Origin of the sequence: Niallia sp. MER 6 (assembly GCF_023714395.1) — a bacterium.
Classification (GTDB): domain Bacteria; phylum Bacillota; class Bacilli; order Bacillales; family Cytobacillaceae; genus Niallia.
The window spans coordinates 1-14,989 of the sequence record NZ_JAMAUK010000036.1 but is presented as its reverse complement, the minus strand read 5'-3'; the positions used below and the strand labels follow the sequence as shown (position 1 = coordinate 14,989).

Here is a 14,989-nt window from a genome sequence, read left to right as displayed (position 1 = left end):
GTGATAAATTAAGGAAGTATTTTAATGTTGGAAGAAAAGGTAGTAGAGTATCTGAAAAAGAAGGATTTGTCGCTTAGCGGTGCGAGAGTGCTTGTTGGAGTGTCTGGTGGACCAGATTCCTTGGCACTGCTTCACTTCCTTTGGAGCAAAGAGTCAGCATGGAATATAAAGGTGATAGCGGCACATGTTGATCATATGTTCAGAGGGGAGGAATCATTAGAAGATGCAAAATTTGTAGAAGAATTTTGCAAGGGAAAATCCATTCCATTCATTTGGAAGCAAATCGATATGCCGGCTATTATAAAGCAAACCGGAAAAAATGGCCAGCTGGCTTCACGAGAATGCCGATATGCATTTTACAAAGAAATTATGGAAGAGAGCGGTATATCCCTTCTTGCCCTCGGTCATCATGCAGATGATCAGATTGAGACGATTTTAATGCGCTTGACGAGAGGAAGTAGTGCTAAGTCGAGAGCTGGAATTCCCTTCAGCCGCCCTTTTGGGCCGGGAAGATTATTTAGGCCATTTTTATGTTTAGAAAAGCAGGAAATAGAGGAATACTGTAATAGGCATATGCTTTTCCCTAGAAGAGATCCGAGCAATGATAAAGAAGTATACAGCAGGAACAGATTTCGAAAGCATGTTCTGCCATTCTTAAAGCAGGAAAATCCGAATGCCGCAGCCCATTTTCAGCGTTTTAGCGAGGAAGCGGAGGAGGACGAGGCCTTTTTATTGGCAGCAACGAAATCAGTTTGGAGTAAAGTGGTAAAGAGCCAGAGAGAAAATGAGATAACAGTTGATATTAACGCATTCCTCTCAATAGCTATTTCTTTACAAAGAAGATGTATTCATCTAATATTAAATTATCTCTATAAAGAGAAGATATCTTCCTTATCCGCATTACATACTAACCAAATTATTGCATTGTTTCAGAATCCTCATTCTTCCGGAAACATTGATCTCCCAGAAGGTTTGAAGGTAATTAAATCCTACCATTTGGCACACTTTCAATTAAATATTTCACCAAATGAACCCTTTTATCATGAATTTTTGAAATCGGGAGAGATATTATTACCAAATGGGCATTATATTAGGGTAGAATATACTAGCAGCATTCAAACTCCGATTGCAGATGCTATCCTTGTTGATCCTGAATCAATTACCTTTCCGCTTGTTATAAGGACAAGGAAAAACGGGGATAAGATACAAGTTAGAGGAATGAATGGGATGAAGAAAGTGAAGAAACTGTTCATCGATGCAAAGATTCCTCTGCAAGAGAGAGACGGATGGCCAATCATTACAGATGGGAACGATAACATATTATGGGTTCCTGGGCTAAAAAAATCTGTTTTTTCTTTAAAGCAGGCGAATAGTGGTTATAATCTATTAATAACATATAAAAAGCAATGATCTTCTAGGGGGCACACAAGCAATGAAACATGATATCGAAAAAATATTGATTTCTGAAGATGAACTACAAGGCAAGATTAAGGACCTTGGTTTTCAATTAACAGAGGATTATAAGGATAAATTTCCTTTAGCTGTAGGAGTGCTTAAAGGAGCTATGCCATTTATGGCTGACCTTTTGAAACGCATGGATACATATCTAGAAATGGACTTTATGGATGTTTCTAGCTATGGAAACTCAACAGTATCTTCTGGTGAAGTGAAAATCTTAAAGGATTTGGATACTTCTGTAGAAGGAAGAGATATCCTCATTATTGAAGACATAATTGACAGCGGCTTAACATTAAGCTACCTTGTTGAGCTATTCCGTTACCGCAAAGCAAAATCCATCAAGATTGTGACGCTGCTTGATAAGCCTTCTGGAAGGAAAGTAGATTTACAAGCTGATTACATTGGATTTATCGTTCCAGATGAATTTGTTGTAGGTTATGGACTTGATTATGCTGAAAGATACCGTAATTTGCCTTACATTGGTGTTTTAAAACCAGAAGTTTATACTAACAATAACGAGTAATTGGAGTGACAGGGAAGTTTTGTGTTCAAGAGGGTAATTTCTTGAATTTACACAATTTTCTATGTTACTATACAATATAGTTTGTTTACCGTGGGAGGAGGTAAGGGATGAACCGTATTTTCCGTAATACCATCTTTTATTTATTAATATTTTTAGTAATTATTGGTGTGGTAAGTTTCTTTAATGGTAATAACGAGCCAACCAAGCAATTATCGTATACCGATCTGATTAAGCACCTTGAAGAAGGTGATGTCAGTTCCATTACACAGCAGCCTGAACGAGGCGTTTTAGAATTACGCGGGCAGTTAGATTCTTACAGTGAAGATGAATACTTCGTTTCTTACGTAACGAATAATGAAACTGTTCAAAACCGCATTGATAAAGCGGCTACAGAAGGATCAAAAATTGATGTCCTTCCTGCTCAAGAAACGAGCAGCTGGGTGACATTCTTTACTTCTATTATTCCTTTTGTCATTATATTCATCTTGTTCTTCTTCTTGCTCAACCAAGCGCAAGGCGGCGGCAGTCGAGTAATGAACTTTGGAAAGAGCAAAGCGAAGCTTTATAATGAAGAGAAGAAGAAAGTCCGTTTTAAAGATGTAGCAGGAGCGGATGAAGAGAAGCAAGAGTTAGTAGAAGTTGTAGAATTCCTGAAAGACCCAAGAAAATTTGCTGAGCTAGGAGCAAGAATTCCGAAGGGTGTCCTTCTTAATGGACCTCCAGGAACAGGTAAAACATTATTAGCAAGAGCTGTCGCAGGTGAAGCAGGAGTTCCATTCTTCTCCATCAGCGGATCTGACTTTGTGGAAATGTTTGTTGGGGTCGGTGCATCTCGTGTACGTGACCTATTTGAAACAGCGAAAAAGAATGCACCATGTATTATCTTTATAGATGAGATTGACGCAGTAGGTCGTCAGCGTGGGGCAGGGCTCGGCGGAGGCCATGATGAGCGTGAACAAACTCTGAACCAATTGTTGGTTGAGATGGATGGTTTTGGAGCAAACGAAGGGATCATCATTATCGCTGCGACTAACCGACCGGACATTCTTGACCCAGCGTTATTGCGTCCAGGACGTTTTGACCGTCAAATCACTGTTGACCGACCTGATGTTACTGGCCGTGAAGCAGTATTGCGTGTACATGCCCGCAACAAGCCATTAGATCCATCAGTAGATTTAAAAAGCATTGCGATGCGTACACCTGGTTTCTCAGGCGCAGATTTAGAAAACTTGCTTAACGAAGCAGCACTTGTCGCTGCAAGAGCAGATAAGAAAAAGATTGATATGGAAGATATGGATGAGGCAACAGACCGTGTAATTGCTGGTCCGTCCAAAAAGAGCCGTGTCATTTCTAAAAAAGAAAGAAATATTGTGGCATACCACGAAGCTGGTCATACAATCATAGGTGTTGTCCTTGATGAGGCAGATATGGTGCATAAAGTTACCATCGTACCAAGGGGTCAAGCTGGAGGCTATGCAGTTATGCTTCCAAAAGAAGACCGCTTCTTACTGACAAGGCAAGAGTTGTTAGACAAAATTACTGGATTGCTTGGCGGCCGTGTGGCAGAGGATATTGTCTTCGGTGAAGTCAGCACTGGTGCACATAATGATTTCCAAAGAGCAACAAACATTGCTCGCAAAATGGTTACTGAATATGGAATGAGCGAAAAGCTTGGACCGCTTCAATTCGGTCAAGCGCAAGGAGGTCAAGTCTTCCTTGGCAGAGATTTGAATAATGAACAAAACTATTCAGATGCTATCGCATATGATATTGACCAAGAAATTCAACGCATCATTAAAGAGAGCTATGAAAGAGCGAAAACAATCTTAACTGAAAACAGGGAGAAGCTAAACTTGATTGCCGAAACATTGTTAGAAATCGAAACATTGGATGCGGAACAAATCACTAGCCTGTATAAAGATGGAGTTCTTCCAGACCGTTCTAAAAAAGCTGAATCATTCACAAATGATGATGTGAAAGTCAACATCAATATGAAAAAAGAAGATGAAGAGACTAAAGAAGATTAAAACCTTCACTATAAGGGAATGCACACTTGTGCATTCCCTTTTTTCTTCCGTAAAGTTCATTGGATTTCACTTACATATGCTCGTATGTTATGATATTTTAGTGCTAATAATCCATACATCTATTAAGGGCAACAGCTGCTTAAATAGATGGTGTTTGAAGAATAATAAAAAAGTGGTGACTGACTTTGATTTTTGTTTTTGATATTGGGAATACAAATATAGTGCTAGGTGTATACGAAGGCGATAAGCTGACACAACACTGGAGAATAGAAACGAACCGCTTTAAAACGGAAGATGAATATGGCATGATAATCAAGTCTCTGTTTGACCATGTGGGCTTAAAGTTTTCGGATATTGACGGAATTATTATTTCCTCTGTAGTACCGCCGATTATGTTCTCTCTAGAAAGAATGTGTCATAAATACTTTAATATTAAACCGTTAGTAGTTGGTCCTGGAACGAAAACAGGGCTGAACATTAAATATGATAATCCAAAAGAGGTAGGTGCAGACAGGATTGTTAATGCAGTTGCTGCGATACATGAATACGGGAGCCCATTAATAATTGTAGACTTTGGAACTGCAACAACATTCTGCTATGTTAATGAGCATAAACAATATATGGGTGGAGCTATTGCACCTGGTATTAATATTGCGACAGAAGCTCTATATTCTAAAGCTGCTAAGCTGCCGAGAATAGAAATTGCCCGACCGGATGGAGTGGTAGGCAAAAACACAGTATCTGCTATGCAGTCTGGAATATTATATGGATATGTTGGACAAGTTGAGGGTATTGTAAAGAGAATGAAAGAGCAGAGCTCAGAAAATCCAAAGGTAATTGCAACAGGCGGACTAGCTAATCTCATCAGTCAAGAATCAAATGCAATTGACGTAGTAGATCCATTTTTAACATTAAAAGGTTTACAGCTTATATATAAGAAAAATAAGGAAAAGTAAGTAATAAGAATATAGGAAAAGAGGTATTTTATGAGTGATTATTTAGTAAAGGCTTTAGCCTTTAACGATCAAGTACGTGCATATGCTGTTAGAAGCACAGAGACAGTTGCTGAGGCTCAACGCAGGCACTACACTTGGCCTACTGCATCTGCGGCATTAGGAAGAACTTTATCTGCTACAGCAATGTTGGGAGCAATGCTTAAAGGTGATCAAAAGCTAACGGTGAAAGTAGATGGAGATGGACCTATAGGGCTAATCCTTGTTGATGGAAATGCGAAAGGTGAAGTAAGGGGCTATGTAACGAATCCACAAACTCATTTTGATTTAAACGAACATGGAAAGCTGGATGTTAGAAGAGCGGTAGGAACAGAGGGAACACTGTCTGTTGTTAAAGATATCGGAATGCGTGACTACTTCACAGGGCAAGTGCCGATTGTATCTGGGGAGCTTGGAGAAGATTTTACTTACTACTTGGTGACATCAGAGCAAGTACCTTCATCTGTCGGTGTCGGAGTACTTGTTAATCCAGATAACTCAATCTTAGCGGCTGGCGGATTCATCATTCAGCTTATGCCAGGAACAGATGATGAAACCATCACAAAAATTGAGAAGAGATTACAAGAAATACCGCCGATTTCTAAGCTGATTGAAAAAGGTCTTACTCCGGAAGAAATTCTGGAAGAAATCTTTGGAAAAGATAATATGAAAATTATTGAGAAGATGCCCGTATCGTTCACATGTACATGCTCAAAGGAGCGATTTTCAACGGCAATTATCAGTTTAGGCAAGGCAGAAATAGAAGATATGATCGCAACAGATGAAAAGGCTGAAGCACACTGCCACTTCTGTAATGAAAAATACCTTTTCTCCAAAACTGAATTAGAGGAGCTTCTTGAAGAAGCGCTATAAAAAATAAGCCTGGTGCATGTTTGCACCAGGCTTATTTTTTTATTCTGGTAAGTGGATTTTCAATCAAGGATTATGTTTGGATTTTTTCGAAAATAAGAACAAATCAATTGACAAAATGGGCATTCATTGATAAATTAATAATTAATAGAATACCAATTAAGATACTCGGATTAAGAGATAAGGGAGAGATTAAGAATGACTCGTATAGCTAATTCAGTTGTAGATTTAATAGGTCAAACTCCTATTGTAAAATTAAACCGTTTAACAGATGAAGCAAGTGCAGATGTATATCTTAAACTAGAATATATGAATCCAGGTAGCAGTGTTAAAGACCGTATTGCTCTAGCGATGATTGAAGCTGCTGAGCAGAGCGGTGATTTGAAGCCTGGCAGCACACTTATTGAGCCTACTAGCGGAAACACAGGGATTGGCTTAGCAATGGTTGCAGCTGCAAAAGGATATAAAGCAATTCTTGTTATGCCTGAAACAATGAGCTTGGAGCGCCGTAACTTGCTAAGAGCATACGGTGCAGAACTAGTATTAACACCAGGACCTGAGGGCATGGGTGGCGCAATTCGCAAAGCGGAAGAATTGTCTAAAGAAAATGGATATTTCCTACCACAGCAGTTTAAAAATGTTTCTAATCCTGAAGTTCATAGAAGCACTACTGGTCCAGAAATCGTGGCAGCTTTTGGTGATGAAGGCTTAGATGCGTTTATCGCAGGAATTGGCACTGGCGGAACAATTACAGGAGCCGGAGAAGTATTAAAAGAAAAATATAATGATATTAAAATATATGCAGTAGAACCAACGGATTCTCCGGTATTATCTGGAGGAAAACCAGGTCCTCACAAAATTCAAGGAATTGGGGCAGGTTTTGTGCCAGAAATCCTGAATAGTGAAGTTTATGATGATATTATTCAAGTAACAACAGATCAAGCATTCGAATATGCTAGAAAAGCAGGTAAAGAAGAAGGTATTCTTGGTGGAATCTCTTCTGGTGCTGCTATCTATGCTGCCATTAAGGTTGCTAAAGAACTAGGAAAAGGCAAAAAAGTCTTGGCTGTAATTCCAAGTAACGGAGAGCGTTATTTGAGCACAGCTTTATACCAATTTGATGAAGAGTAATTATGCAAAAAAAAGACAGCCGATGGGCTGTCTTTTTTTTGCTTAGCAATATAGACGGCCACCTGAAAAATGCCGGCAAATTTTTTTGTTTTTCCTCTGCTTCATCATGTATGATGATAAAAGAGAAATAGAAGGAGCGAGAGTGAATTGAAAAAATTTAAGGTTTTCAGCAAGAGTTTAAGTATTTCATATGCTCAATTTTATGAGCAGTTCATTCAGTTATCCCAAGAATCACAGTATTATGCCATCTTGGAAAGCGGCAGGGGTGGAAGATACAGCATTGCTGCAATGAACCCTATTGCCACGATGATCGGAAAAGACAATACATTAGAAGTAGTGGGCATAGAGGGAACAACTATACATAAAGGCAATCCGCTCCATACAGTTAAACAGATAATGAAGGAGTATGAAGTAGAAGCTAACCATGAATCTCCAGAGTTTCAAGGGGGAGCGATTGGATTCATAAGCTATGATTATATCCGCTATATTGAAGAAATCCCGAATATTGCAGTTGATGATTTAGAAACACCAGATGTATTTTTTATGCTTTTTGATAATTGGTTTGTTTATGATCTGAAGGAAAACAAATTATGGCTGTCAGCCTTATACACAGAAGCAACTTCCTCCGAAGTGGAAGATAGAATAGATAAAGCAGTGGAAAAGCTACAGGAGAACAGGAAAGTTGAACACCAAATGCTTACTCCTGAAAAAACAATGGGACAAGAGGTTTCTATTAAGGATAATGAATTTCAACAGTCAGTCGGGAAAATACAAGAATATATTTCTCAAGGAGACGTTTTTCAAGTAAACTTGTCTGTTCGCCAAATGAAGTCACTAAACGTTTCAGCTTTGGAAGTGTATAATCAGCTGCGCATCCTCAACCCATCACCGTATATGGGGTATTTTCACACACCTGATTTTCAGCTTGTTTCCGGTTCGCCTGAGCTGTTAGTGAAGAAAAAAGGTGATGAGGTTAGTACTCGCCCGATTGCAGGCACAAGATCGAGAGGTAAAGATAATGATGAGGATCAGAAGCTTGCTGATGAACTCATTAACAGTGAAAAGGAACGGGCAGAGCATGTGATGCTCGTTGATCTCGAACGGAATGACCTAGGAAGGGTTTGTGAGTACGGTTCAGTTGAAGTTGATGAGTTCATGGCAATAGAAAAGTACTCTCATGTGATGCATATTGTTTCTAATGTCCGTGGGAAATTAGCTGCTAAGTATGATGAATATGACCTGATTGACAGTATGTTCCCGGGAGGAACGATAACAGGAGCCCCGAAAATACGAACAATGGAAATTATTGAAGAACTCGAGCCTGTAAGAAGAGGACCTTATACCGGGTCAATGGGCTGGATTGGTTTTAATAAAGATATTGAATTAAATATTATGATTAGAACGATGCTTGTGAAAGATAAGAAATCGTATGTACAAGCTGGGGCTGGGATTGTCATAGATTCTGTCCCAAGTAATGAGTATAAGGAATCAATGAAAAAAGCCAGAGCTCTATGGAATGCGAAAGAACTGGCAGAAGAGAAATAGGTGAAGAAATGATATATATGATCGATAATTATGATTCATTTACGTATAATCTTGTGCAGTATTTAGGTTCATTAGGCAGTGATCTGACTGTCAGCCGCAATGATAAAACTTCTTTAGAAGAAATCAGAAGAGTAAATCCTGAATACTTAATGATATCTCCAGGACCTTGTACGCCAAATGAGGCGGGGATAAGTCTTGAGGCGATAAGTGCATTTGCTGGAGAGTTGCCTATCTTTGGTGTGTGTTTAGGACATCAAGCAATTGCTCAAGCATTCGGTGGAAAGGTAATCCGAGCTGAAAATTTAATGCACGGCAAAACTTCTCCAATCTACCATGATAATAAGACTATATTTGAAGGCTTGCCGAACCCCTTCCCAGCAACAAGATATCATTCTCTTCTTGTCGAAAAAACTTCCTTGCCTGACTGTCTGGAAGTTTCTGCATGGACTAAGGAGGGGGAAATAATGGCGCTGCGCCATAAGGAGCTTCCTATAGAGGCAGTGCAATTTCATCCAGAATCAATCATGACAACAGCTGGTATGGATATTCTAGCCAACTTTGTTGAGTTATATAAAAAAGGGGCTGCTTCCTGATAGTGTATATTTATATAAATGGAGAAATCATCCCTCACGAAAAGGCACAGATTTCTGTTTTCGATCATGGGTTTATGTACGGTGCTGGTCTGTTTGAAACTTTCCGCACATACAGAGGACATCCGTTCCTATTGGACAGTCATCTGGGCCGGCTTAATAAAGGGTTAAGGCAGCTGAATATAGACCGTTCCTTTTACAGAGAAGAAACAAATCAAATCATTCAGCGATTATTGAATGAAAATAAGCTGGAAAATGCATATATTCGCTTTAATGTTTCGGCCGGAATCGGTGGTATAGGACTTCAAACATCCTCTTATAACGAACCAAACGTTATAATGTATATGAAATCATTGCAAACCGGTGAATCACTTGGAGAGAAAAAAGCGGAATGGCTGAGGATACGGCGGAATACTCCTGAGGGTGATGAAAGACTGAAGTCCCATCATTATTTGAATAACCTTTTAGCTAAGAGAGAGATAGGTGAGGATGTTCAGATGGAGGGACTTTTTTTGACAAAAGAAGGTTACGTGGCTGAAGGGATAACATCTAATTTATTTTGGATAAGAAATGGGATTTTATATACTCCAAGTGTGGAAACAGGTATATTGAACGGAATTACTAGACGGTTTATCCTAGCGTTGGCAGCTCAATCAGGGTTAGAGGTGCGGGAAGGACTATATAAGCAGGAAAATTTATTGGAGGCAGATGAGGTATTTATCACAAATTCCATTCAGGAAATTGTCGCAATCAAAAGTATTGGGTCAGAATCGTACAAAGGAGTCAGTGGTCCCATTGTGCAGATGCTCTATACAAGATATAAAGATAATTGTTCATACTTATGGTCAATTGATGAGTTAGGAGGACATAGATAAGGATGCAGAATATAAAATGCGGGAAGTACAAACTGCCGTTTCAAGAAAGAACAATTGTGATGGGCATATTAAATGTTAATCCAGATTCCTTCTCAGATGGGGGCAAGTATAACGAGCGAGACAAAGCACTATTGCATGCTCAGGAAATGGTTGAAAACGGTGCTGATATTTTAGATATTGGCGGAGAATCAACAAGACCAGGGTATACAGAAATCTCTGCAGAAGAGGAAATAGAAAGGGTTGCTCCTATCATTGAGTTGATCTCGAATGAAGTAGACGTTCCTATTTCCATTGACACTTATAAGGCAAAGGTTGCAAGAGCAGCTATGGCATCCGGGGCTCATATTATTAATGATATTTGGGGAGCAAAACGAGAACCAGAAATTGCAGCTGTAGCTGTAGAGTATGATGCACCGATTGTGCTTATGCATAATCGCAATGACAAGGACTATCAATCATTTGTAGAAGATGTTATTGCTGATATGAACGAAAGTATTGATATCTCCGTAAAAGCGGGTGTGAAAAAAGACAAAATCATTCTTGATCCAGGTATTGGTTTTGCGAAGGATTTAACATATAACCTTGAAATGATGCGTAATTTGGACAAGCTCGTAGCACTAGGTTACCCTGTGCTGCTTGGCACCTCTAAAAAGTCCATGATTGGAAAGATCTTAGACTTGCCAGTAGCGGAAAGACTAGAAGGCACTGGTGCAACTGTATGTTTTGGAATTCAGAAAGGCTGCCAAATTATCCGGGTGCATGATGTCAAGGAGATGACAAGAATGGCTCGTATGATGGATGCTTTAATGGGAAAGGGGCAGTACGGTGGATAAGATAGCATTAAACAAAATGGAGTTCTATGGGTATCATGGAGTTTTCAAAGAAGAAACAAAACTGGGGCAAAGATTTATTATTGACCTAGAAGTTGAGACAGATCTACAACAAGCAGGAACTACTGATAATCTGGAGTATTCCATTAATTATGGACAGCTTTATTTCGATGTGAAGGAAGTTGTAGAAGGTGACCCTGTTAAACTGATTGAGTCTGTTGCAGAGGCAATAGCACAAAAGTTGCTGGGAAGCTACGAGCGCATTTTTAGTGTGATGGTACGCGTGATTAAGCCGGACCCGCCAATTCCGGGTCATTATCAATCTGTTTCTGTTGAGATAACGAGGAAGCGCGGATGAATAACGCGGCGTTCTTATCATTAGGATCAAATATAGGCAATCGATTGCAGAATTTGGAGGAAGCCGTCCGAAAGCTAAACCAATACGAGGATATAAAAGTGGTAAGTGTTTCCTCCATTTATGAAACAGATCCTGTAGGTTATAGGGATCAGGAAATGTTCTTAAATATAGCTGTTGAAGTATGCACTTCATTATCGCCGTTTGCATTATTAGAAGTTTGCCAAAGTATTGAGCAAGAACTTGGAAGGAAAAGGATAATTAAATGGGGCCCAAGGACAATAGACCTTGACATTTTATTGTATAATCACGAAAATATAGAATCAGAGAAGCTAATTGTTCCACATCCAAGAATAGAGGAAAGGGCTTTTGTTCTAATTCCATTAATAGAGATAGCTCCTTTCGTGAAGATACCGAATAAATCCACACGTTTACAAGAAAGTCTAGAGCTTTTGCAGGATAAAGAAGGAGTAAGAGTATGGAGACATCAGAAAAATGGGGAAGACGTATTCGAGCTTTTCGAAAACTAAAAGGATATACACAAGAGAATCTTGCTAAAGAACTGCTTGTGTCTGTATCTATATTAGGAGAAATAGAAAGAGGTAACCGAGTTCCCTCTGATGAGATAATTGATTCAATCGTTAAAGTGTTAAAGATAAGCAGAGAAGAGCTAGATCCGAATATTAATAGCTGAAAACAAAGGGAGGTAAAAATTTGTTTAAGATAGGCAATGTTGAGATGAATAACCGTGTTGTTTTAGCGCCAATGGCAGGAATATCTAACTCGGCATTTCGCTTAACAGTAAAGGAATTCGGCGCAGGTTTAGTTTGTGCAGAAATGATCAGCGATAAAGGGATTGTCTCAAAAAATCAAAAAACAATGAACATGTTATATATAGATGAAAGAGAAAATCCTCTAAGCTTGCAGATTTTCGGCGGAGAAAAGGAAACGTTGGTTGAGGCTGCTCGATTTGTTGATAAGAATACTAATGCTGATATTATTGATATCAACATGGGTTGCCCTGTTCCTAAAATTACGAAATGCGATGCAGGAGCTAAATGGCTGCTTGATCCCAACAAAATATATGATATGGTATCAGCTGTAGTTGAAGCGGTAGATAAGCCAGTTACAGTAAAGATGCGCATGGGTTGGGATGAAGAGCATATATATGCTGTGCGCAATGCCCAGGCAGTGGAGCGTGCTGGTGGATCAGCAGTAGCACTGCATGGACGGACACGTGTGCAATTGTATGAGGGCCAAGCGAATTGGGATATTATCCGTGAGGTTAAGCAATCCATCAACATCCCGCTGATTGGGAATGGAGATGTTAATACGCCCCAAGATGCAAAAAGAATGCTTGATGAAACTGGTTGTGATGCAGTAATGATCGGCAGAGCTGCTTTAGGAAACCCATGGATGATCTATCGTACTGTAAACTATCTTGAAACAGGGAAGCTTGCAGGTGAACCATCTGTACGTGAAAAGATAGATGTTTGTATCCTTCATTTAGATCGTTTAATAAATTTAAAAGATGAATATATCGCCGTTAGAGAAATGAGAAAGCATGCAGCCTGGTACTTAAAGGGTATTCGAGGAAATGCGAAAGCACGCAATGGAGTGAATGAATGTGAAACTCGCGAGCAGCTCGTTTCGTTATTAAATGGTTTAGTATTGGAAGAAGAAGCGAAAGAAAGGGAAATTCAAGTAGGATAATACCTTATTTCTTATTTCATACACGACCAAAAGGCTGCCGGTGAAAAAAACTGGCGGTTTTTTTTTCTTTTTTAGTGTCTGTAGTTGTAACATTGTGTAGAATAATAAAGTATGTAATTAAAGTCACGACTACCTTAAAAGGTGTCATACATAAATAAAGATGGTGGAGTTGATTTAAGCATGAGTCATGAAGAATTGAATTTAAATGACCAATTACAAGTTAGACGAAACAAAATGACTGATCTTCGTGATCAAGGTATAGATCCTTTCGGCAAAAGATTTGAACGTACCCATTTATCGGAGGAGTTAAAAAGCCAATTTGATTCTCTTTCTAAGGAAGAACTTGAAGAGAAGGGGATTATTGTTTCTCTTGCAGGACGAGTAATGACTAAAAGAGGAAAAGGTAAAGCAGGTTTTGCTCATATTCAAGATCTTGCAGGACAAATCCAGCTTTATGTTAGAAAAGATGCTGTTGGAGAGGACCAATACGCAATTTTTAACACAGTAGATCTAGGGGATATTGTCGGAGTGGAAGGAACTCTATTTAAAACGAATGTTGGAGAGCTGTCTATAAAGGTTAAGGATTTCACTTTGCTTACAAAAGCATTGCGCCCGCTTCCTGATAAGTTCCATGGATTAAAAGATATTGAACAGCGCTACCGTCAGCGTTATCTTGATTTAATTTCTAGTGAAGAAAGCAAGCATACATTTATTCTTCGCAGTAAAATTATTCAGGCTATGCGCAGATACTTAGACGACCATGGTTATTTAGAAGTAGAAACACCGATGATGCATTCGATTGCAGGTGGTGCATCTGCACGTCCGTTTATTACACATCATAATGCTTTAGATATGCCGTTATACATGCGTATTGCGATTGAACTACATCTGAAAAGATTAATTGTCGGCGGTATGGAGAAGGTTTATGAAATAGGCCGTGTATTTAGGAACGAAGGGGTTTCTACTAGACATAATCCTGAATTTACAATGATTGAACTTTATGAAGCGTATGCTGATTACCGTGATATCATGAGTCTGACAGAAAATTTAGTTGCACATATTGCTCAAGAAATTCATGGTACGACAACAATACCATACGGAGAATATGAAGTAGATCTTAAACCAGAATGGACAAGACTTCATATGGTTGATGCAATTAAACAATATACAGGTGTTGATTTCTGGCCTGAGATGTCAGTAGAGGAAGCAAGAAAACTAGCTAAAGAAAACAATATTGAAATCAATGAGCACATGACTTATGGACATATAGTTAATGAGTTCTTTGAGCAAAGAGTAGAAGAGAAGCTGATTCAACCAACATTTATTTTCGGGCACCCGCTTGAAATCTCACCATTAGCGAAGAAAAATGATGAGGATCCGCGATTCACTGATCGTTTCGAATTGTTTATCGTAGGTAGAGAGCATGCGAATGCATTTACAGAGTTAAATGATCCAATTGATCAAAGAGAAAGATTTGAAGCACAGCTGAAAGAAAGAGAGCAAGGAAATGATGAAGCTCATCTAATGGATGACGACTTTGTAGAGGCGCTTGAATATGGTATGCCTCCAACAGGTGGACTAGGTATCGGTATCGACAGACTAGTTATGCTATTGACAAATGCACCATCTATCAGAGATGTACTATTATTCCCATTAATGAGACACCGCTCATAATTAAAAAAGACCTGGAATGCAGAGACATTCCAGGTCTTTTAATATAATAAAAACTTTTAGGTTGTCTGCTGGTTTTGTTCATGTACTTATGGGTAAAATGCAGATATAGTTATTAGAATATTTTTTCTTTAAAAAAAGAGTTGCATAGGGTCGAATAGGGTGGTATATTTATATTCGTTGCTGAAACAAGCCAGTAACACAAATGAAAAATAATTTTAAAAACTGTTGACTTGAAAGTAGACTTCTGGTAATATTAAAAAAGTCGTCTGATAGCGACAGAAATTGCTCTTTGAAAACTGAACAAACAAAACGTCAACAATAATCGTTTTTATAACTTGCGTTATAAAGATGAAAACAAAGTAACAAAAAGCTAGAGTTTAGCAAATGAGCTAATCTTACTCTTTAT

The 14,989-nt window shown here is 38.8% G+C and carries 15 protein-coding genes; all 15 read left to right on the top strand.

All coding sequences use genetic code 11. The annotated features are described in order from the left end of the window. The first annotated feature begins 24 nt into the window (after positions 1 to 24). The 15 genes from tilS to lysS all read left to right on the top strand — a co-directional run bounded on the left by tilS (position 25) and on the right by lysS (position 14,583). Positions 25 to 1,410: a tRNA lysidine(34) synthetase TilS gene (gene tilS / locus M3600_RS25055; protein ID WP_251648011.1), complete on the top strand. Its 1,386-nt coding sequence runs from the start codon at positions 25 to 27 to the stop codon at positions 1,408 to 1,410. A 22-nt stretch (positions 1,411 to 1,432) separates the two neighbouring features. Continuing rightward, the gene (gene hpt, locus M3600_RS25050) at positions 1,433 to 1,981 is read left to right on the top strand and encodes a hypoxanthine phosphoribosyltransferase (protein ID WP_233318777.1); all 549 of its coding nucleotides are present in this window, start codon (positions 1,433 to 1,435) and stop codon (positions 1,979 to 1,981) included. A gap of 107 nt (positions 1,982 to 2,088) precedes the next feature. Then, on the top strand, positions 2,089 to 4,008 hold the full coding sequence (ftsH, locus tag M3600_RS25045; RefSeq protein WP_233318775.1) for an ATP-dependent zinc metalloprotease FtsH: 1,920 nt from the start codon (positions 2,089 to 2,091) through the stop codon (positions 4,006 to 4,008). A 185-nt stretch (positions 4,009 to 4,193) separates the two neighbouring features. Further along, the gene (locus tag M3600_RS25040; protein WP_233318773.1) at positions 4,194 to 4,964 is read left to right on the top strand and encodes a type III pantothenate kinase; all 771 of its coding nucleotides are present in this window, start codon (positions 4,194 to 4,196) and stop codon (positions 4,962 to 4,964) included. A 30-nt stretch (positions 4,965 to 4,994) separates the two neighbouring features. Next, the gene (gene hslO, locus M3600_RS25035; RefSeq protein WP_233318771.1) at positions 4,995 to 5,873 is read left to right on the top strand and encodes an Hsp33 family molecular chaperone HslO; all 879 of its coding nucleotides are present in this window, start codon (positions 4,995 to 4,997) and stop codon (positions 5,871 to 5,873) included. A gap of 195 nt (positions 5,874 to 6,068) precedes the next feature. Further along, complete coding sequence (cysK, locus tag M3600_RS25030) at positions 6,069 to 7,001, top strand: cysteine synthase A (RefSeq protein ID WP_233318769.1); 933 nt, start codon at positions 6,069 to 6,071, stop codon at positions 6,999 to 7,001. Between the two features lie 147 nt (positions 7,002 to 7,148). Continuing rightward, positions 7,149 to 8,546 carry an anthranilate synthase component I family protein gene (locus M3600_RS25025; RefSeq protein WP_251648010.1) on the top strand — a complete coding sequence of 466 codons (1,398 nt, stop codon included), beginning with the start codon at positions 7,149 to 7,151 and terminating at the stop codon, positions 8,544 to 8,546. A gap of 8 nt (positions 8,547 to 8,554) precedes the next feature. Then, positions 8,555 to 9,139, top strand: coding sequence for an aminodeoxychorismate/anthranilate synthase component II (gene pabA, locus M3600_RS25020; protein WP_251648009.1), 585 nt, complete (start codon positions 8,555 to 8,557; stop codon positions 9,137 to 9,139). A 2-nt stretch (positions 9,140 to 9,141) separates the two neighbouring features. Next, positions 9,142 to 10,011: an aminodeoxychorismate lyase gene (gene pabC, locus M3600_RS25015; protein ID WP_251648008.1), complete on the top strand. Its 870-nt coding sequence runs from the start codon at positions 9,142 to 9,144 to the stop codon at positions 10,009 to 10,011. 2 nt (positions 10,012 to 10,013) lie between these two features. Then, on the top strand, positions 10,014 to 10,844 hold the full coding sequence (gene folP / locus M3600_RS25010; protein ID WP_233318759.1) for a dihydropteroate synthase: 831 nt from the start codon (positions 10,014 to 10,016) through the stop codon (positions 10,842 to 10,844). Further along, a complete protein-coding gene (gene folB, locus M3600_RS25005) occupies positions 10,837 to 11,199 on the top strand; it encodes a dihydroneopterin aldolase (RefSeq protein ID WP_251648007.1) in 363 nt (120 codons plus the stop codon). Before folP ends, folB begins: the two co-directional genes overlap by 8 nt. After that, positions 11,196 to 11,726 (top strand): 2-amino-4-hydroxy-6-hydroxymethyldihydropteridine diphosphokinase, encoded by a 531-nt coding sequence (folK, locus tag M3600_RS25000; protein ID WP_251648006.1) that lies wholly within the window; start codon positions 11,196 to 11,198, stop codon positions 11,724 to 11,726. Before folB ends, folK begins: the two co-directional genes overlap by 4 nt. Continuing rightward, entirely contained in the window at positions 11,675 to 11,890 is a 216-nt protein-coding gene (locus M3600_RS24995) for a helix-turn-helix domain-containing protein (protein WP_233318752.1), read from the top strand. Before folK ends, M3600_RS24995 begins: the two co-directional genes overlap by 52 nt. 20 nt (positions 11,891 to 11,910) lie before the next feature. Then, a complete protein-coding gene (gene dusB, locus M3600_RS24990) occupies positions 11,911 to 12,909 on the top strand; it encodes a tRNA dihydrouridine synthase DusB (RefSeq protein WP_233318750.1) in 999 nt (332 codons plus the stop codon). A 180-nt stretch (positions 12,910 to 13,089) separates the two neighbouring features. Beyond that, positions 13,090 to 14,583: a lysine--tRNA ligase gene (gene lysS, locus M3600_RS24985; protein WP_237940529.1), complete on the top strand. Its 1,494-nt coding sequence runs from the start codon at positions 13,090 to 13,092 to the stop codon at positions 14,581 to 14,583. The last annotated feature ends 406 nt before the right edge of the window (positions 14,584 to 14,989 follow it).

Bases quoted from the DNA above. Each gene is read 5' to 3' on its own strand.
- cysK (WP_233318769.1), top strand. From the start codon at position 6,069: ATGACTCGTATAGCTAATTCAGTTGTAGATTTAATAGGTCAAACTCCT.
- M3600_RS24995 (WP_233318752.1), top strand. From the start codon at position 11,675: ATGGAGACATCAGAAAAATGGGGAAGACGTATTCGAGCTTTTCGAAAA.
- tilS (WP_251648011.1), top strand. From the start codon at position 25: ATGTTGGAAGAAAAGGTAGTAGAGTATCTGAAAAAGAAGGATTTGTCG.
- hpt (WP_233318777.1), top strand. From the start codon at position 1,433: ATGAAACATGATATCGAAAAAATATTGATTTCTGAAGATGAACTACAA.
- folP (WP_233318759.1), top strand. From the start codon at position 10,014: ATGCAGAATATAAAATGCGGGAAGTACAAACTGCCGTTTCAAGAAAGA.
- hslO (WP_233318771.1), top strand. From the start codon at position 4,995: ATGAGTGATTATTTAGTAAAGGCTTTAGCCTTTAACGATCAAGTACGT.
- lysS (WP_237940529.1), top strand. From the start codon at position 13,090: ATGAGTCATGAAGAATTGAATTTAAATGACCAATTACAAGTTAGACGA.
- ftsH (WP_233318775.1), top strand. From the start codon at position 2,089: ATGAACCGTATTTTCCGTAATACCATCTTTTATTTATTAATATTTTTA.
- pabA (WP_251648009.1), top strand. From the start codon at position 8,555: ATGATATATATGATCGATAATTATGATTCATTTACGTATAATCTTGTG.
- folK (WP_251648006.1), top strand. From the start codon at position 11,196: ATGAATAACGCGGCGTTCTTATCATTAGGATCAAATATAGGCAATCGA.